At 67.4% G+C, this 23025-nt stretch carries 22 protein-coding genes; 14 read left to right on the top strand and 8 right to left on the bottom strand.

Annotated elements, in window-relative coordinates:
• The first annotated feature begins 69 nt into the window (after positions 1 to 69).
• Entirely contained in the window at positions 70 to 900 is an 831-nt protein-coding gene (locus ACWIGM_RS12750; protein ID WP_454026297.1) for a ChbG/HpnK family deacetylase, read from the top strand.
• Between the two features lie 140 nt (positions 901 to 1040).
• Complete coding sequence (locus tag ACWIGM_RS12745) at positions 1041 to 2738, top strand: methyl-accepting chemotaxis protein (protein WP_454026296.1); 1698 nt, start codon at positions 1041 to 1043, stop codon at positions 2736 to 2738.
• A 64-nt stretch (positions 2739 to 2802) separates the two neighbouring features.
• Here ACWIGM_RS12745 and ACWIGM_RS12740 read toward each other — a convergent pair whose 3' ends face one another.
• Positions 2803 to 3402 (bottom strand): superoxide dismutase, encoded by a 600-nt coding sequence (locus tag ACWIGM_RS12740; RefSeq protein ID WP_091831660.1) that lies wholly within the window; start codon positions 3400 to 3402, stop codon positions 2803 to 2805.
• 284 nt (positions 3403 to 3686) lie between these two features.
• Between ACWIGM_RS12740 and ACWIGM_RS12735 the strand changes: the two genes are divergently transcribed.
• Positions 3687 to 5156: a hypothetical protein gene (locus tag ACWIGM_RS12735; protein ID WP_454026295.1), complete on the top strand. Its 1470-nt coding sequence runs from the start codon at positions 3687 to 3689 to the stop codon at positions 5154 to 5156.
• On the opposite strand, the gene ACWIGM_RS12730 is transcribed toward ACWIGM_RS12735, so the two are convergent.
• Positions 5143 to 7284: a S9 family peptidase gene (locus ACWIGM_RS12730; protein ID WP_454026294.1), complete on the bottom strand. Its 2142-nt coding sequence runs from the start codon at positions 7282 to 7284 to the stop codon at positions 5143 to 5145. The genes ACWIGM_RS12735 and ACWIGM_RS12730 overlap by 14 nt on opposite strands.
• Positions 7285 to 7682: 398 nt before the next feature.
• Here ACWIGM_RS12730 and ACWIGM_RS12725 point away from each other — a divergent pair, with 398 nt between their 5' ends.
• The 3 genes from ACWIGM_RS12725 (at position 7683) to ACWIGM_RS12715 (ending at position 9576) form a co-directional block, all read left to right on the top strand.
• Positions 7683 to 8099 carry a Ros/MucR family transcriptional regulator gene (locus tag ACWIGM_RS12725; protein ID WP_454026293.1) on the top strand — a complete coding sequence of 139 codons (417 nt, stop codon included), beginning with the start codon at positions 7683 to 7685 and terminating at the stop codon, positions 8097 to 8099.
• A gap of 299 nt (positions 8100 to 8398) precedes the next feature.
• A complete protein-coding gene (locus tag ACWIGM_RS12720) occupies positions 8399 to 8770 on the top strand; it encodes a helix-turn-helix domain-containing protein (protein ID WP_454026292.1) in 372 nt (123 codons plus the stop codon).
• Positions 8767 to 9576, top strand: a complete 810-nt coding sequence (locus ACWIGM_RS12715) for a DUF6456 domain-containing protein (RefSeq protein WP_454026291.1) — start codon at positions 8767 to 8769, stop codon at positions 9574 to 9576. Before ACWIGM_RS12720 ends, ACWIGM_RS12715 begins: the two co-directional genes overlap by 4 nt.
• Here ACWIGM_RS12715 and ACWIGM_RS12710 read toward each other — a convergent pair.
• Both ACWIGM_RS12710 and ACWIGM_RS12705 read right to left on the bottom strand, forming a co-directional pair.
• Complete coding sequence (locus ACWIGM_RS12710; RefSeq protein ID WP_454026290.1) at positions 9573 to 9998, bottom strand: SufE family protein; 426 nt, start codon at positions 9996 to 9998, stop codon at positions 9573 to 9575. The two genes, ACWIGM_RS12715 and ACWIGM_RS12710, sit on opposite strands and share 4 nt — an antisense overlap.
• A 92-nt stretch (positions 9999 to 10090) precedes the next feature.
• Complete coding sequence (locus ACWIGM_RS12705; RefSeq protein WP_454026289.1) at positions 10091 to 10372, bottom strand: hypothetical protein; 282 nt, start codon at positions 10370 to 10372, stop codon at positions 10091 to 10093.
• A gap of 339 nt (positions 10373 to 10711) precedes the next feature.
• On the opposite strand from ACWIGM_RS12705, the gene ACWIGM_RS12700 reads away from it, so the two are divergent.
• The 3 genes from ACWIGM_RS12700 to ACWIGM_RS12690 are packed head-to-tail and all read left to right on the top strand — an operon-like array spanning position 10712 to position 13450.
• The gene (locus ACWIGM_RS12700; RefSeq protein ID WP_454026288.1) at positions 10712 to 12517 is read left to right on the top strand and encodes a sensor histidine kinase; all 1806 of its coding nucleotides are present in this window, start codon (positions 10712 to 10714) and stop codon (positions 12515 to 12517) included.
• Between the two features lie 17 nt (positions 12518 to 12534).
• A complete protein-coding gene (locus ACWIGM_RS12695) occupies positions 12535 to 13080 on the top strand; it encodes a hypothetical protein (RefSeq protein ID WP_454026287.1) in 546 nt (181 codons plus the stop codon).
• Between the two features lie 34 nt (positions 13081 to 13114).
• On the top strand, positions 13115 to 13450 hold the full coding sequence (locus ACWIGM_RS12690; RefSeq protein WP_454026286.1) for a DUF1491 family protein: 336 nt from the start codon (positions 13115 to 13117) through the stop codon (positions 13448 to 13450).
• A 3-nt stretch (positions 13451 to 13453) separates the two neighbouring features.
• On the opposite strand, the gene ACWIGM_RS12685 is transcribed toward ACWIGM_RS12690, so the two are convergent.
• Positions 13454 to 14578 carry a DUF2336 domain-containing protein gene (locus ACWIGM_RS12685; RefSeq protein ID WP_454026285.1) on the bottom strand — a complete coding sequence of 375 codons (1125 nt, stop codon included), beginning with the start codon at positions 14576 to 14578 and terminating at the stop codon, positions 13454 to 13456.
• Positions 14579 to 14759: 181 nt separating this feature from the next.
• Between ACWIGM_RS12685 and ACWIGM_RS12680 the strand changes: the two genes are divergently transcribed.
• From ACWIGM_RS12680 to ACWIGM_RS12660, 5 genes are all read left to right on the top strand, one after another.
• Entirely contained in the window at positions 14760 to 14960 is a 201-nt protein-coding gene (locus ACWIGM_RS12680) for a hypothetical protein (RefSeq protein ID WP_454026284.1), read from the top strand.
• Positions 14961 to 15090: 130 nt separating this feature from the next.
• Complete coding sequence (locus ACWIGM_RS12675; protein WP_454026283.1) at positions 15091 to 15834, top strand: hypothetical protein; 744 nt, start codon at positions 15091 to 15093, stop codon at positions 15832 to 15834.
• Between the two features lie 143 nt (positions 15835 to 15977).
• Positions 15978 to 16994: a magnesium/cobalt transporter CorA gene (gene corA, locus ACWIGM_RS12670; protein WP_454026989.1), complete on the top strand. Its 1017-nt coding sequence runs from the start codon at positions 15978 to 15980 to the stop codon at positions 16992 to 16994.
• Positions 16995 to 17164: 170 nt separating this feature from the next.
• Positions 17165 to 18472 carry a dicarboxylate/amino acid:cation symporter gene (locus tag ACWIGM_RS12665; protein ID WP_454026282.1) on the top strand — a complete coding sequence of 436 codons (1308 nt, stop codon included), beginning with the start codon at positions 17165 to 17167 and terminating at the stop codon, positions 18470 to 18472.
• Positions 18473 to 18539: 67 nt separating this feature from the next.
• Complete coding sequence (locus ACWIGM_RS12660) at positions 18540 to 19442, top strand: amino acid ABC transporter substrate-binding protein (protein WP_454026281.1); 903 nt, start codon at positions 18540 to 18542, stop codon at positions 19440 to 19442.
• On the opposite strand, the gene ACWIGM_RS12655 is transcribed toward ACWIGM_RS12660, so the two are convergent.
• The 3 genes from ACWIGM_RS12655 to ACWIGM_RS12645 are packed head-to-tail and all read right to left on the bottom strand — an operon-like array spanning position 19439 to position 22899.
• Positions 19439 to 20089 carry a DUF1254 domain-containing protein gene (locus ACWIGM_RS12655; RefSeq protein WP_454026280.1) on the bottom strand — a complete coding sequence of 217 codons (651 nt, stop codon included), beginning with the start codon at positions 20087 to 20089 and terminating at the stop codon, positions 19439 to 19441. The two genes, ACWIGM_RS12660 and ACWIGM_RS12655, sit on opposite strands and share 4 nt — an antisense overlap.
• Positions 20086 to 20661 (bottom strand): DUF1214 domain-containing protein, encoded by a 576-nt coding sequence (locus tag ACWIGM_RS12650; protein ID WP_454026279.1) that lies wholly within the window; start codon positions 20659 to 20661, stop codon positions 20086 to 20088. The genes ACWIGM_RS12655 and ACWIGM_RS12650 overlap by 4 nt, the downstream gene beginning before the upstream one ends.
• A 30-nt stretch (positions 20662 to 20691) precedes the next feature.
• Positions 20692 to 22899 (bottom strand): transglycosylase domain-containing protein, encoded by a 2208-nt coding sequence (locus ACWIGM_RS12645; RefSeq protein WP_454026988.1) that lies wholly within the window; start codon positions 22897 to 22899, stop codon positions 20692 to 20694.
• Positions 22900 to 23025: the final 126 nt, after the last annotated feature.

Genomic DNA, 23025 nt, shown 5'->3' with positions numbered 1-23025 from the left:
CTGGTGCTGTAAGGCGCGCAGCCGCAGGCTGCATACACCAGAGCAGATGAATAGGGGGTAACAGCCGGCATGACCCGCAGCTTCGTGCTCTGCGCCGATGATTTCGCCATGACCGAGGGTGTCAGCCGCTCGATCCTGGAGCTGCTCGGTGCCGGCAGGCTCTCGGCCACGGGGGCGATGACCAACCGGCCGCATTGGCCCCGGCTCGCACAGGAGCTCGCAGCCTTCTCGGGGAGGACAGATCTCGGCCTTCACCTCAACCTGACCTGCGCTGCGCCGCTCTCGGCGATGCCGACCGTGGCGCCGTCGGGCACCTTGCCGAAGCTCGGCGAGCTCGCAAAGCTGGCGCTGCGCTCCGGCACTGCGCGCGACGAGATCGCGGGTGAGATCGCGCGGCAGCTCGATGCCTTCGAGCAGCATTTCGGCCGGGCGCCCGATTTCGTCGACGGCCATCAGCATGTCCATGTCCTGCCTGGCATTCGCCGGGCGGTGCTCGATGCGATGGCCGCCCGCTATCCCGCCGGCTCGGTCTATGTGCGTGATCCCTCCGATTCCATCGCGGCGATCCGTGCGCGCGGTGTCGCCGTCGGCAAGGCCCTGACCGTTGCCGGGCTCGCGACCGGCCTGCGCAGCGCCGCCGCCCGGCGCGGCATCCCGACCAATCGCGGCTTCTCGGGCTTCTCGCCCTTCGATGCCGGGCGCGATTTCGCGGTCGATCTCGCGGCCTTCCTCGTCCAGCCGGGTCCGGAGCATCTGGTGATGTGCCACCCCGGCCATGTCGACGACGAGCTCGCCACGCTCGACCCGGTCGTTGCGACGCGTCCGCTCGAACATGCGGTGCTGGCTGCTTTCGAGCCGCCGCCGGGGCTGCTGATCGGCCGGTTCGGCGCCGCTGCCTGAGCTCACGCTCCGCTGCCGCCCAGCGTGCAGGCTCCGTCTGTGCGCAATCGAAAATTTACCCCGCTCGTTCACTCTATCGGACAGCAGTCCCGACATCTCCGTGGGACGTCGGTGTCTGGAGTCCGCGGACGATGAGCGTGATGGCCTGGTTACAGTCACGGGCGCGGCGACCGCAGGCGGGCCTGCCACAGGCCAGCCACGCCGAGACTGTGACGCGCTCGCTCAGCAGTCAGATCGCGGGCGCTGCCGTCGCCATCGTCGCCGTCGCCATCGTCTTCGTCGTGGTGGCCGCTGCCCGCTACAACGAAACCAAGACGCGTGGCGATCTCGAGCAGAAGATGATGTCGCTGACCGCGATGATCGCCCATGCCTCGCCGCCCCTGATCCTGGCGCGCGATACGATCACGCTGAGCTATATTCTCGAATCGCTGAAGCGCGATCCCGATTTCGACGCCGGTTTCGTCGCCGATGATCTCGTCGCGCTCGCCTCGGCCGGCCGCAATGACGAGGCGCGGCTGTCCTTCACCCCGAACAAGCTCGGTCGGCAGCTCGGGCGGGATGCATGGGAGGTGCTCGGCGAGCAGGACACGCTCCGGCTCGAAGACAAGACCTATGTGACGCAACTGCTCACCGTAAAGGTCGGCGGCTTCAAGAAGCAGATCGGCTATGTCGCCCTGCGTTTCGACAAGACCCGGCTCATTGCGCGCTCGGCCTGGGAACAGTTCCTGACGATCGGGCTCGGCATCGCCCTGCTCGTCGTCCTCGGGCCGCTGCTCTGGATCTCGCTGTCGCGGACGATGCGGCCGCTGAAGAGCATGACCCGCGCCATCGTCAATATTTCAGACGGCAAGCTCGACACGCCGATCGACGCGGTCGGCCGTCAGGACGAGATCGGCGCCATCGCCAGGGCGCTCGGCGTGCTGAAGCTACGCCTTGCCGAGCGGGCGAGCCTGCAGGAGCAGCAATTGGTGACGGAGGCGGATCGCCATCGCAACCAGAAGCGCGTCGAAGAAGCGATCGCGCTGTTCCGCGGTGAAGTCGGCGTCGCGCTCGAGGCCTTCAAGAGCAATGCCGACCGCATGGGTGAAGCGTCGGACGGCCTGGCCCAGGTCGCGGCGGAATCGTCCGAGCGCGCCGCCCGTGCCGCGCAGAATTCGCACGGCGCTTCGGCCAATGTCGAGAATGCGGCCCAGGCCGCCGAGGAGATGGGCGCGGCGATCCGCGAGGTCGAGTTCCAGGTGCGCCGTGTCCGTACCGAGATCGTCGAGGCGGCGTCAGCCTCCCGCGACACTGCCGGCTCGGTCCAGGCGCTGGATGGGACGGCCCGCGCGATCGGCGAGGTGGTGAACCTCATTCGCGACATTGCCGCGCAGACCAATCTCCTGGCGCTCAACGCGACGATCGAGGCGGCGCGTGCCGGCGAGGCCGGGCGTGGCTTTGCCGTCGTCGCGGCCGAGGTGAAGAGTCTCGCCTCCCAGACGGCCGATGCGACCGACCGGATCGTCAGCCAGGTCGGCGCCATCCAGGGCGCGACGACCGAGGTCGTCGACGCGATCCAGAACATCGCCACCCGGATGGGTGCGATCGAGAGCTTCGCCAATTCGGTCGCGACCTCGATCGAGCAGCAGGCGATCGCGACCGGCGAGATCGCCAGCGGCGTTGCCATGGCAAGCACCTCGGCGCTCTCCGTCTCCAGCGATCTCAGCGTGCTGGCCGACAGCGTCGAGGAGACCGGTCGCTCGGCCGAGCAGGTCCGTCATGCCGCCGGTGAGGTCTCGGCCCAGGCGATGCGGCTCGATTCGACCGTGGACCAGTTCCTCAAGCGCGTCGCGGCCTGAGCCCTGCCCAAACGAAACGGGGCCCCGAAGGGCCCCGTCCATATTCGTCGTTCGAGCGTAGCGATCAGGCCTTGGCGCCGTCATAGAGCTCGGCGACATAGTCCCAGTTCACCAGGCTCTCGAGGAAGGCCTTGAGATAGTCCGGGCGGCGATTGCGGTAGTCGATGTAGTAGGAGTGCTCCCAGACGTCGACGCCGAGGATCGGTGTGCCGCCATGGACCAGCGGGCTCTCGCCGTTCGGGGTCTTGCTGACGGCGAGCTTGCCGCCCTTGACCTCGAGCCAGGCCCAGCCGGAGCCGAACTGGCCGACGCCGGCGGCGACGAAGTCTTCCTTGAACTTGTCGACCGAACCGAAGGAATCGGTGATCGCCTTCTCCAGCGCGCCCGGCAGCTTGCCGCCGCCATTGGGCTTCATCCACTTCCAGAAGTGGAGGTGGTTGTAGTGCTGGCCGGCATTGTTGAACACGGCCGGGTTCTTGCCGTAGGAGCCCTTGACGATCTCCTCGAGCGATTTGCCCTCGAATTCCGTGCCCTTGATCGCGTTGTTGCCGTTGTTGACGTAGGCGAGATGGTGCTTGTCGTGATGGTACTCCAGCGTCTCCTTCGACATGAAGGGCTGGAGGGCGTCATGCGCATAGGGAAGATCGGGCAGGGTAAAGGACATCGGGCCTCTCCTTGGGCTGTCGAAATCGCGACGTGAGAATGGCTGCGATGACGCAACGCTTGGGCAAGGTTTGCCCGGCGGAACACCCCGCCATTCGCCTGTTAGTTAAGCCCCTCGGTTCGCAGCGGCAACCGCCGGGGCCCGAGAAATCCGGCACGGCCGGGCTGCGTCGTCGGCGGGAGAGCGTCGGGGGGCCATTTGGTTGGCAATCCGGAATGGTATCGATAGTTTAACCGCCGAGGCGGCAAGCTGTCGCAGCTCGCCCAGCCTCAAAGGAGCAAGCGTTGGTCAAGCTTTTCGTGGTTCTCGGGCTCGCTCTGCTGGCGGGCGGCGCCTATGCCATCGTCGATGGCTGGCCATATCTCGTTCTGGAACGTGGCTTCACCGAAGTCATCCTGGGGGCTCTGGCGACGATCGCCGGCCTGATCCTGCTCGCGCTTGCGGCCGTGCTCGCCGAGGTCCGTCGGCTCAAGGGACTGGTCAGCGGCGCCATGGCGGTGGTGGCGCTGTCCGAATCGCGCGCCGGCGAAGGGCCGCTGCCGAACGCGGCGCCCGTCCGCCCGGAGCCCGCGCTCGCAAAGGAGCCTGCGCGCGAGGCCGGGCATCTCGGCATCGCGACCACGCTGGCCGCGGGCGCTGGAGCTGCCGTGGTCGCCGGTGCGCTCACCGGCCTGGCGCAGAGCGAAGAGCGACCGAAGGAAGAAAATCCGGACAAGGCGGATGTGGCCGACAAGGCGGAGGGGGGCGACGGCCATCACTCCGAGCCCGCCGAGACTGCTGCCGAGCCGTCGCAGTCGCCGCCGGCCGTGGCCGAGGAACCCGACAGCTGGCTGCTTCCCCCAGCCTCCATGGCACTCGATGCGGCGCCTTCGGATACTGAGCCTGATGAGCGAAGCGAGAGCGACGAAGCCGACGAGACGGCCGAAGGCTTACAGGAGAAGCAGGAGCGCCCGGCTTCGGCGGGCAATGACGAGGTTTCGCAGCCGGACGACGCAAAGGGCGATGCCACAAAGGGCGAAGACGCGAAGGATGAGGAAGCCGAATCGTCCGCCGCCTCCATCGAGGAGCCTGAAGCCACGCAGCAGGAGGACGAAGTCGACGCCGCAAAGCAGGAAACCGTGCCTGCGCCGAGTTCCGAGGATCAGCTCTGGTGGCCCAAGATCGAGCGCCCCGCCCGCGCTGAGGTCGCTTCGATTGATGACGAGTTCAACGCGCTGCGCAATCAGCTTGCCGGCGTCGTCAATGCGCCCGAGGTCGAGCCGCCGCGACGCGATAGCGATGCGCTGGCTTCTTCCGAGAGTTGGATGGCGCCACGGCCCTGGCCGCCGGTGACCCAGCCGCGCGATCTCGGCGTTTTGGGCGATGCCGATGCCGAGGCTGCCGCCAAGGCCGCGCCGGATGAGGTGAAGACCGAACCGGTTCCTGCGGAGAACGAGCCTGCGGTACCGGAGTTGGAGACCGAGGCCGAGCCTCAGGAGAAGGAAGCCCCGGAGCCGGCTTCTGCCGACGCTGAGGTGCCCCCTGCGGAGAAGGTCGAGCCCTCAGCCGTCGGGACCAAGTCCGACGAGGAGCCCGCGGCGTCGGATGAGGGCGTGATCGGCGCCTATCAGGTCGGCGAGACGCAGTTCACCATGTTCGCCGATGGCTCGATCCACGCCCGCACGCCGGATGGCGATTACACCTTCGCCTCGATGGAGGAGCTGAAGGCCTATCTCGCCAGCGAGAAGGACAAGCTGGAGTCTAGCTCGAACTGATCGGCTCGCTGGCCTCGTCCCAGCCGCCGCCTGCCGCCGTGATGGCGAAGGCGTAGGCGAGGGCGGTCTCCTTCAGCGAGTCGAAGCGCCCGGCGGCGCCGGCATGGCCGGCGTCCATGTTGGTGTGCAGCATGATCGGGCCGCCACCGGTCATGGTCGCGCGCAGGCGCGCCACCCATTTCGCCGGCTCCCAATAGGTCACGCGCGGATCGGCCAGACCGCCCGTCGCCAGGATCGGCGGATAGGCCTGCGGCTTGACATTGTCATAGGGCGAATAGCCCAGGATCGTCCGGAAGGCGGCGAGGTCCCGGATCGGGTCGCCCCATTCCGGCCATTCCATCGGGGTCAGCGGCAGGCTCTCGTCGAGGATGGTGTTGAGCACGTCGACAAACGGCACCTCGGCGATGATACCCGCGAACAGCTCCGGTGCGAGATTGGCGACCGCACCCATCAGCATGCCGCCGGCGCTGCCGCCCTGCGCGACGATGCGGCCGCGGCTGGTGAAGCCCTCGGCCGCGAGCATCTCGCCGGCGGCGATGAAGTCGGTGAAGCTGTTCTGCTTATTCTGGCGCTTGCCGTCGAGATACCAGCCCCAGCCCTTGTCGGTGCCGCCGCGGATATGGGCGATCGCATAGACGAAGCCGCGGTCGACCAGGCTGAGCGGCCGGGTTCGGAACGAGGCCGACATCGCCGCGCCATAGGAGCCGTAACCATAGAGGAGGCAGGGCGCCGAGCCATCGAGCTTCAGATCGCGCCGATGCAGCAATGAGACCGGCACCCTGGCGCCGTCCTTTGCCGTCGCGAAGATGCGGCGCACGACATAGGCGTCCGGATCGTGGCCGGAGGGCACCTCCTGGCGCTTCACCAGCGTGCGCTCGCCGGTCGCGAGATCGTAGTCATAGGTTTCGGCCGGCCGCGCCATCGAGGCATAGATGAAGCGCAACCGGTCGGTGTCGAACTCGTAGCCGGCATCGATGCCGAGCCCGTAGGCTTCCTCGTCGAAGGCGATGCTGCTCTCGGCCCCGCTCGTGAGGTTGCGGATGACGATGCGCGGCAGGCCCTCTTCGCGCTCCAGGCGGATCAGCCTGTCGGCGAGGCAGATATGGCTGAGGACGAGCCGGCCGCGCTTGTGGGGCACGAGATCGGTCCAGTTCGACGGCGAAGGATCGCTGAGCGGCGCGCGAACGACCTTGAAGTCTTCGGCACCGTCGGCATTGGTCAGGATCAGCAGCTCGTCGCCATGATGCTCGACACTATACTGCCGACCCGCCAGCCTGGGCGCGATCAGCCTGGGCTTGCCGGCCTTGTCGGCGAGGTCGACCAGGCTGACTTCCGAGGTCTCGTGGTCGCTGCTGGAGATCAGCAGGAAGCGGCGCGACTGGGTCTGGTCGATATCGACGAACAGGCCGGGATCGGTTTCTTCGTAGAGCAGCTCGTCCTCGCTCTGGGGCGTGCCGAGCCGGTGGCGCAGCACGCGCGTCGGCCGGTGATCGTCGTCGAGCGCGACATAGGCGAAGGCGCTGGAATCGGCGGCCCAGATCATCTCGCCCGAGGTGTCGGAAATCCTGTCCGGCAGGTCCTTGCCGCTGGCGAGGTCGCGGATCCTGATGAGGTAAAGCTCCGAGCCGGCCTCGTCGGCGCTCCAGGCGAGCAGCCGATGATCTGGGCTGTGCTCGGCGTCGCCTAGATCGAAGAACTCTTTCCCTTCGGACAGGGCGTCGGCGTCGAGCATGACTTGCTCGCGGCCGGCCTTGTCGCCTCTAACCGCACGCGGCTTGCGGCAGATCAGCGGATGCTCGCCGCCGCGCCGATAGCGGCTGTAGTAGAGGAAGGGGCCATCCGGCTGCGGCGGCTCGCTGTCGTCTTCCTTGATGCGCCCGCGCATTTCCTTGATCAGCGTGCGCTGGAGCGCCTTCGTCGGCGCCATCAGCGTGTCGCACCAGGCATTCTCCGCCTCGATATGCGCTTTGATCTCGTCGGGCAGGGTGTCCGGATCGCGCAGGACCTCGCGCCAGTTCTCGGCGCGCAGCCAGGCGTAATCGTCGGTCAGTGCGACACCATGGACAGTGCGGCTCTGCGGGCGGGCGGCAGGAGTCGGCGGGCCGGTGAACCTGCGCTGGCTAGTCATGTTTGGTCTCCGGATACGATTTGACCGCCTCGAACGCCACGATCGCTCTCAGGATCGCCTCGTCATTGCCTGCGACGACAGGTAGAGGTCGATGCGGACACTGACAAGGACAACCTTTTGGCGCAAATGCTGCAGCGCAAAGCGCTCAGGTTACGATTTGTGCGCCTCAAATCAGCAATAATATGTCTCGATGAATGTATTCGAATCCTTGTTAGGCCACTTGCGACATTGATCAGCATGGCTTAGACGATTGCCTGCTGGTCCGTTTTGCATGATTCTATTCCGGCGGAAATTCGACCGTTCGTCGGCGGAGATCAGGGAAGGCGCTTGCGCCTGGAAACAGAGCTGGGCGCAGTCACCGCTACGACCGGTCAAGAAAACAATGGAGCAACGCCATCATGGCTGACCAAGACGGTTCCGATTTCATCGAACTCACGGCAGATATCGTTTCCGCCTACGTGTCGAACAATTCTGTTCCTGCCTCCGAACTGCCGGCGCTGATCAGCGATGTTCACGCTGCGCTCAATCGCGTCGTCGGCGGTGTCGCGCCGGTTGTTCCGGTCGAGGCGCCCAAGCCTGCCATCGCGGTGAAGAAGTCGATCACGGCCGATTATCTGATCTGCCTGGAGGACGGGAAGAAGTTCAAGTCACTGAAGCGCCATCTGCGCACGCAGTACAACATGTCGCCCGAGCAGTATCGCGAGAAGTGGGGTTTGCCGCCCGACTATCCGATGGTCGCGCCGAACTATGCCGAGGCTCGTTCGCAGCTCGCCAAGAAAATGGGTCTCGGGCAACAGCGTCGCAAGCGCCGCTGATTCCTCTCTGACCGGGCCAGCTTGCGAGCTGGCGCCAGGAAGCCGTCGGCAAAGCCGGCGGCTTTTTTGCGTCTTGGGTCTTGTCCGAGGCAGAGCCGCTACGCAGGCCGGAAATCGCCGTGACGACCGGCTGAGCGAGCATCGGGCCGACATTCGTCGTCGCGGGAGACTGCAAGCCCAAACTTGTCAGCAGTCTGTCGGGATGTCCGATCATCCGCTTGCCGTGAAGCGATATAGGAATATATACCTGTTAACGTCACGGTTGAGCCGGGAGGGTGATGCCCGCAATGGAACATATCATGAACACAGCAGCTGCCAAGCGGCGGCGGGATCCCCAGCAATGGCGCGCTCCGGCGCGACTTGCCGAAGCCGCCGTCTGCGGCGCCATGCGCCTGCCCGCCGGGGCGTTGCAGGCCGGACGCGGAACCCGCCGGATCGCCTCCGCTCGCCAGCTTGCGATGTATCTGACGCATGTCGGCTTCGGCTTGACCCTGACCGAGGTCGGCGCCTGCTTCGAACGCGATCGCACCACCGTGCGGCACGCCTGCGCCCTGGTCGAGGACCGGCGCGATCAGCCGAGCTTCGATCTCGCCGTCTCGGCGCTCGAGGCCGGTCTGGCGCATCTCGCTTTCGGATTGCAGCTGGGCATTGGTTTCGAGGGCGCGCGATGAGCACCACAGATGATCGCAATCGACCGCCGTCCCGCCTGCTGCGTCACCTGAGCGAGCCCGGCGCCTACGCCATCGACTCGCCGCTGGATTGCGGACGGATCGCGCTCTACCGTCGGGGCGCAGGCGGCGCCACGCTCGGAGCCGGCTATGTCCCCGCCGCCGAGGCCGCTGCTCTCGTCGCTGCAGGTTTCGCCGGCTGGATCATGGAAGCAGGGCGACGGCGGCTGCGCCTGCTCGATGCCGAGGCCGAAAGGCCGCGGGCGACGACCACGGTGATGGTCGACGGGCAGGCGCAGCAGGTCGTGCTGGACGAGCGCGAAAGTCCGCTGCTTTGGCTCCACCGCCGCCCCGGCAAGGATGGAGCACCGCAGATATCGGCGGTCGAGTTTGCCGCCGGCGAGCGCTTTCGCGCCGATCTGACGCTCGCGCAACTGCTGCCGCGGACGACGGTCAACTGGGATGCAGGCCTCGCCGCCGGCACCCATTCGCCGACGCACGGGCCGGCCGAGGCATCCGATTCCAGCCTGGCGGCGCGCCAGCGCACGCGGCTCGCCTGCAAGCGCCTTGGCCCTGAGCTGTCAGGGCTGGCGATCGATGTCTGTGGCTTCCTGAAGGGGCTCGACCAGGTCGAGCGCGAGCGCAGATGGCCGGCGCGCTCGGCCAAGGTCGTGCTCCGACTGGCACTGTCGGCGCTGGTCGAGCACTACGGGCTGGGCGCAAAGCAGGGTCTGCCGGCCGGCCGCTCCGCTTGGCGCGCAGCCGATGCGCGCCCGTCGATTCCGCCTTCGCCGGAGCGTTCCGACTAGGCGAGCGCGGCGCGGGCGTCGCTTTTAATCCGCTCCATCATGGCGCGCACGCCGTTGGAGCGCTGCGGCGTCAGATGGGCGGCGAGGCCGAGCCGCTCATAGATCGCGAAGGCGTCGGTCGTCAGGATGTCCTGCGCGGTGTGGCCGGAATGGATGGCGATGGCGAGCGCGACCAGGCCGCGCACGATATGTGCGTCGCTGTCGCCAAGGAAGAAGAGGCGCGTCGTTTCGCCGGGCCCGCCTTCGGTCCGGGTTTTGAGCCAGACCTGGCTGGCGCAGCCGCGCACCTTGTTGGCGTCGCTATGCGCGTCTTCGGGCAGAGGCGCGAGCGTCCGCCCGAGCTCGATCAGATAGCGATAGCGATCGTCCCACTCGTCCAGCACTTCGAAATTGGCGACGATCTCGTCGAGGCTCTCGCTCATGAACTCCGCTATCGGCCTCCGGCTCGCTCCGCCGCCGCTATGAGGCGGCGATGACGAAGCGTCTTCGGCCTGTAGCGCAGCGAGGTCAAGCGTCAGCGCTGTCGCGGCTGCGTCTCGGTGGCGCGGGTCGCGGCGTTCGCTGCCAGGGCAAGAACCCGGGCACGGGTTTCGGGCTCCAGTCCGGCCAGCACCTCCGCAGCTTCGCGCAGGCTGGTCGCGCCCTGCAAGGCCGCCTTGGGGTCGATCTTGGCGAGGATCGCGATTGCCGCCTTGGCGTCGACTGCGAGCGTGTCGGGCTCGCTCTTCGTGCCGTGCACGGGCGAATTCAGCGCGATCACGCCGACGATCGCCAGGCTGCGCAGAAGATAGGCCATTTCGGTCCCCATCGGCTCCGGGCTCACCAGCCCGCGAATGATCGAACCTTAGTGCAGGGTTCGAAAGATCGCGTGTTGTTGTTGAATCAAAGGCAGTGTGCCGTCTTCAGCTTCCGTTCACCTTGCCGGCAACAACCACTTGGCCGGCTGTAGCATGTGTCGGTCCGCGCAATTTGTTGAAAAACCAAAGCTATTTCGATGCTCGGCGGGAAGGTGGCCCGATTCCGGACGCCGTCGCTTTAAGCCCCGCTTAAACGGCAGCCGCGAGGATCGTGGCAACAAGGCGAGGCGAAGGCGCCGATTGCCGGCAGAGGTGCGCGTTTGCGGTTTTCCAGTTTGATGACGGCGGTGAGGGCGCAGGTCGCGGCGATGGTCCATCCATCGGCGCTGGCCGATTCGCTCGAGCGCATGCGTCATGAGCGCTTCATGCTGAGCAGGCTCGTCGCTTCGATCGCGGCGCTCAGCCTGATGCCGGCCTATATCGCCTGGCGCGGCCGTATCGGCGCCCTCGAACTGCTTGTGCTCGTCGCGATGGCGCTGCCGTTGGTGGCGGTCTTCCTGCTCTCGCGGACGGGGCGGCTCGATCTCGCGCATTGCCTGTCCGGCGCCGCACTCACCCTGTTGATCACCACGCTGGCCTGCCTGACCGGCGGGGCAGCCTCGCCACTGCTGCTTTGGCTCGCCGCGGTTCCGGCCGAAGCGATGTTCTTTGGTTCCCGGCCCTATGTGGCGCGCGCCAGCGCGCTGGCGGTGATCGGTCTGGGGACCGTCGTCGCCCTGCAGGGAGCTGGCGCGATCGCGGAGCCGGCGGCCTGGACCTGGCAGGCGATGCCAGTCTTCGCCGCGATCGCGATCCTGCATGCAGCGCTGATCACCGTCGGTTTCCTCTACCGCCGCGACGACGAGCTGCGCGAGCACCGCGCGTCCGACGCACGGGCGCAACTGATGCTCGAGCATGTCGGAGACCTCGTCACCTGGCATGACGCTGCCGGCGCTGTCGTCTTCTCCAACGAGGCCGCCCGCGGCCTGACCGGTGCCGAACCGGCAGAGCTTTTCGGCCGCGGCCTGTTCGAGCGCGTCCACATCGCCGACAGGCCGCTCTTCCTCAAGGCGTTGAACGATGCTGCGCATGGCAGCGGCCGGGCCAGCGCCTGCTTCCGCGTCCTGTTCATCCCGGCTGCTGCCGGCGAGCATGGCTCGGCCGGTCCGGTCGTGCGCTGGCTCGATCTCAGCGCCCGGCGCATCGAGCAGCGGGGCGCCCTAGGTGCCGCTGCCGTGGTCTGCGTCAGCCGCGATGTCACCGACCGGCATGCGATCGACGAGGAGCGCGAGCGCAATCGCGCCGAGGCGGTCAAGGCGAGCGACGTCAAGGGGCAGTTCCTGGCGACGGTCAGCCATGAGCTGCGCACGCCGCTCAACGCCATCATCGGCTTCTCGGAGATGCTGAGCGGCGAGCTCGGCCCGTCCTTCAGCCCGGCGCAGCGCCAGGAATACGCCAGGATCATCCACGATTCCGGCCAGCATCTGCTCGATGTCGTCAATACGCTGCTCGACGTCTCGAAGATCGAGAGCGGGGCAATGGCGATCGAGCAGGATCCGCTCGACATGGCCGAACTCGCCGAGGATTGCTGCAATGTCGTCGCGCTCAAGGCCAGGACCGGCACGGTTGCGCTCGAACGCATCGTCGGCCCGGAGCTGCCGCAGCTGCTTGGTGACCGGCGCGCCCTCAAGCAGGTGATGCTCAACCTCCTGTCCAATGCGATCAAGTTCACACCGCCGGGCGGACGCGTCACCCTTGCGCTGGTGCGCGATGGCGGCATGATCGACCTGTCGGTCTCCGATACCGGCATCGGCATCTCAGCTGCCGACCTGCCGCGGCTGGGTGATCCCTTCTTCCAGGCCAAATCCTCCTATGATCGCGCCCATGACGGCACCGGGCTTGGCCTGTCGGTGGTGCGTGGCCTGGTCGGCCTGCATGGCGGCACGCTCACCATCGAGAGTGCGCCGGGGGTTGGTACCCGCGTCGGCGTCCGCCTGCCGATCGGGGGCGTCGCCGCTGCGAGCGAGCCGGCCCGCATCGCGACCTTCGCCCGCGCGCCGCGCCGTGGCTTCGAAACCAAGCAACCCGTTCGCCTGACCGCCTGACCGAGAGTTCAAGACCCATGTCAGCTACGCTCGCCGCCCGTGCCCGCTCAGATGCGACGCTGTCCATGCCCGTCCGACGCCCTGCCGGCCGGCGGGCGGCGCCGTCGCTGCCGGCGCGGCTGCTACGCTGGCTCGTCCGCCGCCCGGGCCGTGGCCTCATCGTGCTGCTCTTTGCCGCCGTATCGGTGCTGATCGTCCTGAATGCGGTGCTGTTCCAGAAGGGTCGCCATCCCGCGCCGATGCTGTCGCCGCCGCAATCGGCGGCCCGGCCGGCCGAGCAGCGTCGGGTCGAGGCTCCGGCCGCCGCCGAATCGACTAGCGCAGTCCCCGCCCAGCAGACGGTGATGCCGCCGTCGCGCCCCGGCACCCTCGCGCCGGCTGCCCGCGAAGCGGCACCGCGCCCGCCGGCGCCGGTCGCGCCCGCGCAACCGCGGCAGACGCAATCGGCGCAGGCCCCGGCTCGCCCGGTTCCGGCCGCCGCGCCGGCGCGCGATCCGATCGCCGACCTGATCAACGGCGCCGACATCCGCCCGCCGGCCGATATCCGGGGGCAGCGGCGCTGACGGCCATGTCGCGCGGACTGCGGGAGCGCGCGCCTTGCCGCGCCTGACCAGCGACTTCTGGGTTTCGGCCTATCTGCGCCAGGCCGCCTATGACGGATTCGTCGCGGTGCTGCGGCGGCGCGGTGCGCGCGAGGCCGGGGCGATCTTCGTCAAGCTCGACCGGCTCGATGGCACTGCGGCGCTCTACGGCCCGGCGCCGCAGGCGCTGGCCGACGAGGCCGGCGAGCGGCGCTTCCAGCTCGTGCTCGACGCCGATCCGCTCGCGGTCGAGGACAGGGTCGCGCGCGAAGTGCGCTTCGACAGCGATCTCTGGCTGGTCGAGATCGAGAACCGTGCCGGCGATGCACGCCTCGATGTCGTCGAAAGCTAATCCTCAGTCGCCGTTGCCGCCGAGCCTGCGCCTGACTTCCTGAACGATGCTGCGCGACGGCGCCCGCTCGGCACCCGGCCGGGCCGGCGTGCCGCTCGGGGCCATCGCGGGCTGCAAAGCACCTAAACGGGTGCTGCGCGGCGCGATCCCACCGATCTGCTGAGCCAGCCGGCGCGCCACCGTCGGCTGCAGCGACCGCATCAGCTCGACCAGCGCGAAGATGCGCTCGACCGAGCGGGCGGCATCGTCGCCGAGCCCGATCAGGAAGCGCGTCGCATCCTCCGGGCTGGCCCCGCAGCCGATCAGTGCCAGCGCCGCGAGCTGGCGCGATTGATCGTTCGCCATGGTCGTCGCAAAGCGGGCATCGCCGCCAAAGGCGTCCGCCAGCGCCGCGAAGGCGCCGGGCCGGTCGGAAAGCACCGTCGCGATCAGGCTGGCAATCTGCTCGCTGGGCAGCGCTGCCGGTCGTGGCGAGGGCGCCAGCGCCTCGTGGGCCGTGGCGGCTTCGATCATGGTGAGGCGTTTTTCCAGGCTCGCCTGCAGGAAGAGCGGTGTCAGGTCCGACATCGGCAGATCGGCCCGCGCCAGCAGGCTGGCGCCAAGGGCGGGCGTCTGGATTGCGCGCGGCAGCAACAGGTCGAGCGCGGCATGCGGCAGCGGTGCCGCCGCGTTGGCGGCCAGGGCGGCGTCGATCTGCGCATTGTTGCAGCCGGCGAGGGTGACGCTGGCATTGCCGGAGAGATCACGACGGCTGGCGAGGGCGATCCTCGCCTCGTTCCCGCCTTCGGCTGCGATCTCCTCGATCTCGGCCGCCGCGAGCGGCATGTCATGGCTGATCAATGCGGCCAGCACGTCGCCTCCACGGGCGCGCAAGGCGGCGAGCACCTCGCGCGGCGCATGCGGCCAGCTTGCGAGCTTGCGGGCGAGGATCGTCGCCGTCGCCTCGTCGATCACGGGGACCAAGGCCTCGGCCATGGCGCGGAAGGCGTCCATGTCCTCGGGCGACGGGCTCGGCGTCGCCAGCAGGAGATCGGTCTTCACCCGCAGCGCGACCTGGCGCAGGTCGAGCCCGCCATCGCTGGCCAGCCTGGCGAGCTCGGCGAGGTCTGTGGCGATGCGGGACGGCATGGGCGATTCTCGTCGGGCGAATTTCACTTTTGCGAAACTTATCTGCGATGCGTTAGCACGGCGTTAACCATGATGGCCCCTTGATGGTCTTGAGGATGGCAGGCGCGATGTGTGCAACCAGCCGTCCGGGCTTCCGTGTTGTTTGCGAATTGGGCGCAGGCGCCAGCAAGGGAGGCGCATCATGGCAGACGTCATTCCTTTCGCGCCGCGCAGGCGCTCCTCCAGCCAGAACCTCGCGGTAGCGGGGCCGTTCGGACAAATTCTGTTCTTCACCGGCGTGCGCTACGAGCGCCAGCACGAGCCGGTTGCGAACAAGCCGCCGCGGCGGCCGCGTCCAGCCGGCCGCAGCGAACGCGAGACAGGGCGCAGGCGTCCGGGCTGAGAAGCCGACGGATCAGGATGATTCTGGATCGACCCGGAATCATCGCGATCCCTGTTTGAGAGTTCGAGTGGGATTCATGCGAAAGACCGGTTCCCACTTTTTCGCATCCCGTTCGGTCGCGATCGCGGCCTTGTCCTGCCTTGTGCTCGCCGGCTGCTCGACCACCGGCGATCTCGGCCGGCCCCGCCCCAATATCTTCGCCGACCAGATCGCCCCGGCGATCGGCGACTGGAGCGCACGCTTTCGCGGCGAGGCCTCGTCCTGGTTCCATTTGACCGACGATGAGGAGCAGTTGCGGGCTCGCGCCTGGCGGCTGGTCTTGCCTGCGCATGAGCGCAGCGATTTCGATCGCGAGGTGTCCAAGCTCGCCCATGCCCGCATCCTGCCAGTCGAGGCGCAGTCGAACGATATCACCTCCTATCACCGCGCCCTGACCTCCGGCTCCTTCGCCTCGCAGGCCTCGCGCTACAACCGGCTGAGCGAGGACGCCAATGGCGACCGGCTGCTGCTCGGGCAGTTCCGTGCCAATGCCTTGCGGGTCATCAATGCCGATCGCGCCCGCCTGCGGACCCTCGACGCTTCGCAGCAGGTGCCGCCCGAGCAGCGCGACCCGGCCTGGCAGCGCGTCGTCGAGAACGAAGGGCTGATGCTCTGGGGCTGCGAGCGCGCCCGCTTCCGGCTGAAGAGCTATCGCTACTCGGTCGACAACCTCGTCGTCGAGATGCCCTCGCGCGAGGCGGTCAAGGCCGAGCGCGCCATCATGGGGCTGGAGAGCGAGCTGGGTCCCGCCTGCAACCTGCCGCTGATCGGCGTCTTCTCCGGCAAGGGCGGCGGCGCGCCGGCGGAGCGTGGCCCGGTGGTCTACAAGGGCTAGCCGGCCTGCGTTCAAGCTCCTGCGCCTGCTGAGAAAAAGATTTCCATCGTCCTCGGCTTGGGTCTAGCCTGCCGATCATGAGCTGGCGATCGGTGGAGTGACTCATGTCAGTCGCACATCTCAGATTCACGGCCTCCACTGCGATGGGGCCCTCCGGCGATCCGCCCGTCGACCAGGGGCAGCGTCACGAAGTCGGCATCGTCGCCTCGAGCGTCTACGCCCATGGCGTGCGCATCGCCGACATCCCGATCGAGGAAGCCGGCGAGTGGTCCCGCAAGGATGGCCATGTCGTCTGGATCGGGCTGCTGGAGCCTGAGGCGGCACTGCTCAAATGCGTGCAGGAACAGTTCAACCTGCACCCGCTCGCGGTCGAGGACGCGACCAACGCTCATCAGCGGCCGAAGCTCGAGCAATATGGTGACGCGCTCTTCGTCGTCGCCCGCACCGCGCAGATGGTCGACAAGCGCATCGCCTTCGGCGAGACGCACATCTTCGTCGGCCACGGCTACATCGTCAGCGTCCGCCATGGCGCCTCGACCTCGTACAAGTCGGTCCGGCAGCATTGGGAGACCTGCCCGACCTCGCTGGCCAAGGGCGAGGATTTCATCCTCTACGCGATCCTCGATTTCATCGTCGACAACTACATGCCGGTGCTCGAGGCGATCCATGACGAGGTCGAGGAGATCGAGGACAAGGTCCTCGCCAGGCCGATGACGCGCGCCGACATCGAGCGGCTCTACATGCTCAGGCGGGATCTCCTGCGCCTGCGCAACGCGGCCGGCCCGCTCGTCGAGGTCTGCCAGCGCCTGACCAATGGCAGCGTGCCGCAGGTGCGCCCGACGTTGGCCGCGATGTTCCGCGACGTGACCGACCATGTCCGCACCGTGCAGGAGAAGATCGACAGCCTGCGCGAGGTGCTGGCCTTCGCCTTCGAGGCGAGCCTGCTCGTCGGCCAGAGCCAGGAGAACGCGATCACCAAGCGGCTCGCCTCCTGGGCCGCCATCCTCGCGGTGCCGACGGCGGTCGCCGGCATCTACGGCATGAACTTCAAGAACATGCCGGAACTCGAGATGCATTACGGCTATTACGTCGTCCTCGCGTTCATCGTCACCGCCTGCCTGACGCTCTTCTGGCGCTTCAAGCGCAATGGCTGGCTCTGATGGGGGCGATGTCGCGCCCTCTCGATGGTTTGGCCAGGCAACGCGCCGATATGCGCGTCATTGACATCGGATACTGCAAGTTGAACCTTCCGGTTGTGATCGGCCAGCTACGCCGATAGGCGCGCCGGCGGGCACTGCATTGCTGACCTTGGACATGAGGGAGCGAGACAATGGCAGCCGCGGCGGAAACCAAGAAACGGCCACCGATCACCATGTATGTGCTGATCGGCATGATCCTCGGCGTCATCGTCGGCTATATGTGCAACACCAACTACCCGGACCCGAAGGTCGCCGGGCAGATCGCCGACAACATCAACATCATCACCACGGTGTTCCTGCGGCTGATCAAGATGATCATCGGCCCGCTGGTGCTCACCACCCTGATCGTCGGCATCGCCCATATGGGCGACACCTCCGCGGTCGGCCGGGTCGGCCTGAAGGCGCTCGGCTGGTTCATGATCGCTTCGCTGATCTCCCTGGCGCTCGGGCTCATCCTGGCGAACCTTCTCCAGCCCGGCCACAATATCGGCCTGCCGCTGCCCGATGTCGGCGCCGCGACCAATCTCAAGACCTCCTCCTTCACGCTGAAGGACTTCATCACGCATCTGGTGCCGAAATCGGTGGCCGAGGCGCTCGCCACCAACGAGATCCTGCAGATCGTGGTGTTCTCGCTGTTCGCCGGCGTCGCCCTCGCCTCGATGGGCGAGACGGGCAAAGCCCTGACCGAGATGATCGATCAGATGGCCCATCTGATGCTGAAGATCACCGGCATGGTGATGTATTTCGCGCCGATCGCCGTGTTCGCCGCCGTCGCCTCGACCATCACAACCCAGGGGCTCGGCATCCTCGTCACCTTCGCCAAGTTCATGGGCTCGTTCTATCTCGGCCTGTTCGTGCTCTGGGGGCTGATGATTCTCGTCGGCTTCCTGATCCTGGGGCCGAGCGTTGCCAGGCTCGTCAGCCTGGTCAAGGAGCCGTTCCTGATCTCCTTCTCGACGGCGAGCTCGGAGGCGGCCTATCCGAAAATGCTGGAAGCGCTCGACCGCTTCGGCGTCAGCCGCAAGATCTCCAGCTTCATGCTGCCGATGGGCTATTCCTTCAACCTCGACGGCAGCATGATGTACTGCACCTTCGCCGTGCTGTTCATCGCTCAGGCCTACGGCATCGAACTGTCCTGGGGCACCCAGATCTCGATGATGCTGCTGCTGATGCTGACCTCGAAGGGCATGGCCGGCGTGCCGCGCGCCTCCCTCGTCGTCATCGCCGCGACCCTGAACCAGTACAACATTCCGGAGGCCGGGCTGCTGCTGATCATGGGCGTCGATCAGTTCCTCGATATGGGCCGCTCCGCCACCAATGCCGTCGGCAACTCGATCGCGGTGGCGAGCGTCGCCAAATGGGAGGGGCAACTCGGCGAGCCGGTGGACGATCTGGCTCCAGCCGGAGTGTCGCCCGGCCTCGCCGGCCAGGTCGCCTGATCCGGCACCGACGACGGGGAACCAATGGGGTAGGCGGCCTTAACGGCCGCCGGGAAAAGGAGCGGTGATGCGACGGCTCTTTGTCGGCTTGATCACTCTGTTCGGCTGCCTCGTCGGAGCGGCTGTCGCAGGTGCCCAGGACCAGCCTGGTGCGCTGGCCGGCACGCTGAAGAAGGCGCGCGATGCCGGCGCCATGACGATCGGTTATCGCGAGGCCTCGTTTCCCTTCTCCTATCTCGACGCCAAACGGGAGCCGGTTGGCTATTCGATCGATCTCTGCCGGCTGATCGTCGAGGCGGTCGGAGACGAGATCGGGCGCGAATTGCAGCTGAAATGGGTCCCGGTGACCTCCGCCTCGCGCTTCGATGCCTTGACCAGGGGCGAGATCGATCTCGAATGCGGCTCGACCACGCAGAACCGCGAGCGGCAGGCCATCGCCGGCTTCTCGCCAGTCATTTTCGTCGCCGGTACCAAGCTCCTGGTCCGCAAGGATTCCGGCGTCCGCTCGTTCCGTGACCTGCGTGGCCGCACCGTGGTTGCGACAGCCGGCACGACCAACGAGAAGGCCCTGAACGATCTCCAGGCACGCTTCAATACCGGCGCGACGCTGGTCACTACGCCCGACCACGATCAGTCCTTCGCGCTGTTCATGGCGGGCAAGGCGGACGCCTATGCCGGCGACGATATCCTGCTCTACGGCATGGTCGCGCGCGCCAAGGCCGAGGACAAGGTGATGGTCGTCGGCGACTTCCTGTCCTACGATCCCTACGGCATCATGTTCCGCCGCGACGATCCGGCGATGGCGGTGCTGGTCGACAGGATGTTCCGCACAATCGCCGAGAGCCGGGAACTCGAGCACACCTATAATCGCTGGTTCATGCACAAGCTGCCGGGTGGCGAGCGCCTGCGCCTGCCAATGAGCGCGCAGCTCGAATCCATCTTCGGAACGCTGAGCGCCAAGCCGGACTAATCCGCCAGCCCGCAGGCCACACCTGTCGCCAGTGCCTCCGCCTCGCCGCGGTCGAAGGCGCGCCGGACCGCGACCCGGGCGATGACGAGCCCTTGCAGCGAGGGCGAGACCACGCGCAGTTCCCGCGAGGTTTCGCCTTCCTCGTCCTTCGCCAGCCTCTCGTCGAGCTGTTCCTGAGTCATCACCACGAATTCGAGCACACCGCGGATCGCGGCCCGGTCGGTGATCGCATAGGCGACGCCGCCGCCGCGACGGTGGACGGTGAGGCCGAGCGGCATCGACCCGGTCCGGGCCACCACGCGCAGGGGGCCGGCGGAGAGGTCGTAGCCGCAGGCGGCGGCGACACTATTGGGGTCGGCATCAAGCAGGGCCGGCAGTCCGGCTGGAGGCGGTGTCACCAACTGAGCATTGCCGTTCATTCCCAACGCCGCGTAAGCAGTGGCCGCGTCGCGCGTGGCGAGGGCGGGGACCCGCAACACCGTGACGATGTGGACGATGCCGGCGAGCAGCAAGCCGGCCAGCGTCAACAATGTGAACCGCAGCAGGCTGCGTCCCAGCCGTGACAGCCAGCGGCGCGGCTGGGATCCGGCGCGGGGAGAAGGCTCGCTTGCCGCCGGGCGCATTGCTGCCTCGTCCGCCGCGCTCATCGGCAATCGATCCGCGCGATACGGGGCAGGGCGTCCGGCCTGAGCTCGCCGGCATGGCTCGAGATCGGCGTGTCGTAGAGCCGCAGACGAAGCTCGAAGCGGCCGCCGGTCGGCAGGGGCAGCCAGTTGCCGGCCTCGGGCGTCGTCGCCAGTGCGATGCGCATGCCGCCGCGCTCGCCACGGACGATCTCGGCATCGGTGAAGCTCTCGCGCGCCACGGCGAGTTGCAGCGAACGGCCCGCCGGGTCGGTCACGCCGAGGGACCAGCCGCGTGCCGGCGGCGTCGAGCCGGTGATAAGATAACGGCAGCGTGCCTCGAGCGCCCGGCCGGCATCGTCGCTCGCCGCGATCAGCTCGAGCCCCTCGCCGGCGCCGAGCGGCAGGTGTACGCCGCGCGCCAGATGGGCCCGCATATAGGGGTCGATGTCGCGTGCGCCGCTCTTGGGCCAGGTCGTCCAGGCCCCGATCTGGGCCCGGCCGAACCAGGGTCGCTCCGCGACCGCGTAGCGGGCGGAGGCGAGGCCGAGCCCGGCGCCGAGCGCGATCACGTAAGCGAGCGGGATGACACGCATGGGGTCGGGTCGGGGCGCATGGGCGCCAGCCTAGCGGATGATGGGTCGGCCGGCGGGAACCTCGCGGATTCCGGCCTGGACTGAAGCGCGGGCGGCTCGCGGCGCCTCGACCGCCTTGAACATCGCGCCGACGGAAGAGAGCACCTCGAAGGATTTGCGCGGCATATGACCGGCACCGGCGCCAGTCGCCGGATCGGCCGCCTTGGCGACGACCGTCTTGGCATCGCCGGGTTGCGGCGCCACGCCCGGAATCGGCTTGAGCTCGATACCCTGATGGGCGAAGGCCATGATCTCCTTCCAGGTCATCGCCGGCAGCGAGCCGCCCGTCATGTTGTTGGTCTCGGAGGAGTCGTCATTGCCGAACCAGATCGCACCGACGAGGTTGCCGGTGTAGCCGACATACCAGGCGTCCTTGTAGCCATTGGTCGTGCCGGTCTTGCCGGCGCTGACGACGCCGTCGAGTGCGGCGCGCCGGCCGGTTCCGGCGGTCGGCACGGTCGACAGCATCTGGTTCATCTCGAAGGCGACCTGCGTGCTGAGCACCTGCGCCGGCGCCGGCTCGTCGCGGTCATGGCGGTAGATTTCCTCACCGGCCGAATTGCGGATGTCGAAGGCCGCATAGGGCTTGGCTCGTTTGCCGCCGCTGGCGAAGACGGCATAGCCGGCAGCCTGCTCGATGACGGTGACCTCGCCGGCGCCGATCGGCAGCGAGACCGTGTCGGTCAGCGGCGTGGTCAGGCCCATGGCGCGGCAGGTCTCGACGATCTTCATCCGGCCGATGCGGGCGGCCCGGGCCTCATGCGTCTCGCCGGTCGCCTTGCCGATCGCGATCGACATCTGCACGGGGATCGTGTTGATCGACTTGGCCAGCGCCACCGTCAGCGGCATCGAGCCGGCATAGGAGCGCCCGTAATTGTTCGGGCACCAGTTGCCGATGCAGACCGGCCGGTCGGTGACGATCGTCGTCGGCTTGTAGAGCCCGGCGCTCATCGCCGCAGCGTAGACGTAAGGCTTGAAGGAGGAGCCTGGCTGGCGCAGGCTCGCCGTGGCGCGATTGAACTGGCTCGCACCATAGTCGCGCCCGCCGACAATGGCGCGCACCGCCCCGTCCGGATCCATGATCACCGCCGCCGCCTGCCTGGCGCGATAGGCCGGGCCGTGCTGGCGCAGCACCGATTCGATCGCCTCGTCGGAGCGCTTCTGGATCGCCGGATCGTGCGGCGTCTTCACCGTCAGTACCCGCTCCGGGCCGAGCTTGCCGTCCTCGGCGAGCTTGCGGACCTCGTCGAAGGCCCAGTCGAGATAATAGTCCGGGCTGGAATCGCGCCGACGGTCGATCGGCGTCGCCGGGTTGCGCCGGGCGGAATCGATCTGGCCGGCGGTCATGAAGCCGGCATCGACCATGGCGCTGAGCACGTCGCTGGCGCGTGCCCGGGCCGCCGGCAGGTTGACATGCGGGGCGAATTTGGTCGGGGCCTTGAACAGGCCTGCGAGCATGGCCGCTTCCGCCAGGGACACGTCCTTCACCGATTTGCCGAAATAGTATTCGGCCGCCGCCGCCACGCCGAAGGTGCCGCCGCCCATATAGGCGCGGTCGAGGTAGAGCTTGAGGATCTCGTTCTTGCTCAGCCGGTATTCCAGCCAGAGCGACAGGAAGGCTTCCTTGATCTTGCGATCGAGTGAGCGCTCGTTGTTGAGGAAGAGGTTCTTCGCCAGCTGCTGGGTGAGCGAGGAGCCGCCCTGGACCACGCCGGAGGCACGGGCATTGACGGTCAGCGCCCGGAAGGTGCCGAAGATGTCGATGCCGAAATGGTCATAGAAGCGCCGATCCTCGGTCGCCAGCACCGCCTTGAGCAGATGGTCCGGAAATTCCTCGAGCTTCAGCGAATCGTCATGGCGGGCGCCGCGATGGCCGATCTCGGAGCCGTAGCGATCGAGGAAGGTGACGGCGAAGACCTGGTTCTTCAGCGCCTCCTCGCGCCCTTCACGAAAGGCCGGGATCGCGAGCATCAGCATCACGATCGCGCCGGCGATGCCGACGTTCAGCCCCTCGCTGGCGAATTCGGCGGCGAGTCGCTTCGGGCCGCTGACGGTCAGCCGGTCGGTGATGCTGCGGACGCGCTCATAGACCTCGCCGGCGCGATGCCCGGCCGAATAGAGCGAGGCGTCGATCCACGAGTCGACGCCCAGCGCGAGGCGCTTGAGACGGGTCGTCCAGCTCGCTTTTCTGAACTCCATCACGTCTGTCGGCCATCCTGAGCATGCTGGCGGCTAGCATCCGCGGCGTCCCGGGCCGGTCGGCGAAGACCTGACCCGATCTCAGAAGGTAAGGGCTCGGTGCCGCCAACGGAAGAGGGCGGCAGG

It is taken from the genome of Allobosea sp. NPDC055332, from assembly GCF_053645455.1.
The sequence above is the reverse complement of the archived record's forward strand: the minus strand, read 5'-3'. Positions and strand labels throughout refer to the sequence as shown.

What these genes read in the sequence shown, in the direction of transcription:
- ACWIGM_RS12700 (WP_454026288.1), top strand. Translation starts at nt 10,712, where the DNA reads ATGACGGCGGTGAGGGCGCAGGTCGCGGCGATGGTCCATCCATCGGCG.
- ACWIGM_RS12725 (WP_454026293.1), top strand. Translation starts at nt 7,683, where the DNA reads ATGGCTGACCAAGACGGTTCCGATTTCATCGAACTCACGGCAGATATC.
- ACWIGM_RS12705 (WP_454026289.1), bottom strand. Translation starts at nt 10,372, where the DNA reads ATGGCCTATCTTCTGCGCAGCCTGGCGATCGTCGGCGTGATCGCGCTG.
- ACWIGM_RS12730 (WP_454026294.1), bottom strand. Translation starts at nt 7,284, where the DNA reads ATGACTAGCCAGCGCAGGTTCACCGGCCCGCCGACTCCTGCCGCCCGC.
- ACWIGM_RS12645 (WP_454026988.1), bottom strand. Translation starts at nt 22,899, where the DNA reads ATGGAGTTCAGAAAAGCGAGCTGGACGACCCGTCTCAAGCGCCTCGCG.
- corA (WP_454026989.1), top strand. Translation starts at nt 15,978, where the DNA reads ATGGGGCCCTCCGGCGATCCGCCCGTCGACCAGGGGCAGCGTCACGAA.
- ACWIGM_RS12695 (WP_454026287.1), top strand. Translation starts at nt 12,535, where the DNA reads ATGTCAGCTACGCTCGCCGCCCGTGCCCGCTCAGATGCGACGCTGTCC.
- ACWIGM_RS12740 (WP_091831660.1), bottom strand. Translation starts at nt 3,402, where the DNA reads ATGTCCTTTACCCTGCCCGATCTTCCCTATGCGCATGACGCCCTCCAG.
- ACWIGM_RS12665 (WP_454026282.1), top strand. Translation starts at nt 17,165, where the DNA reads ATGGCAGCCGCGGCGGAAACCAAGAAACGGCCACCGATCACCATGTAT.
- ACWIGM_RS12745 (WP_454026296.1), top strand. Translation starts at nt 1,041, where the DNA reads ATGGCCTGGTTACAGTCACGGGCGCGGCGACCGCAGGCGGGCCTGCCA.
- ACWIGM_RS12655 (WP_454026280.1), bottom strand. Translation starts at nt 20,089, where the DNA reads ATGAGCGCGGCGGACGAGGCAGCAATGCGCCCGGCGGCAAGCGAGCCT.
- ACWIGM_RS12720 (WP_454026292.1), top strand. Translation starts at nt 8,399, where the DNA reads ATGAACACAGCAGCTGCCAAGCGGCGGCGGGATCCCCAGCAATGGCGC.
- ACWIGM_RS12750 (WP_454026297.1), top strand. Translation starts at nt 70, where the DNA reads ATGACCCGCAGCTTCGTGCTCTGCGCCGATGATTTCGCCATGACCGAG.
- ACWIGM_RS12680 (WP_454026284.1), top strand. Translation starts at nt 14,760, where the DNA reads ATGGCAGACGTCATTCCTTTCGCGCCGCGCAGGCGCTCCTCCAGCCAG.
- ACWIGM_RS12715 (WP_454026291.1), top strand. Translation starts at nt 8,767, where the DNA reads ATGAGCACCACAGATGATCGCAATCGACCGCCGTCCCGCCTGCTGCGT.
- ACWIGM_RS12650 (WP_454026279.1), bottom strand. Translation starts at nt 20,661, where the DNA reads ATGCGTGTCATCCCGCTCGCTTACGTGATCGCGCTCGGCGCCGGGCTC.
- ACWIGM_RS12710 (WP_454026290.1), bottom strand. Translation starts at nt 9,998, where the DNA reads ATGAGCGAGAGCCTCGACGAGATCGTCGCCAATTTCGAAGTGCTGGAC.
- ACWIGM_RS12660 (WP_454026281.1), top strand. Translation starts at nt 18,540, where the DNA reads ATGCGACGGCTCTTTGTCGGCTTGATCACTCTGTTCGGCTGCCTCGTC.
- ACWIGM_RS12685 (WP_454026285.1), bottom strand. Translation starts at nt 14,578, where the DNA reads ATGCCGTCCCGCATCGCCACAGACCTCGCCGAGCTCGCCAGGCTGGCC.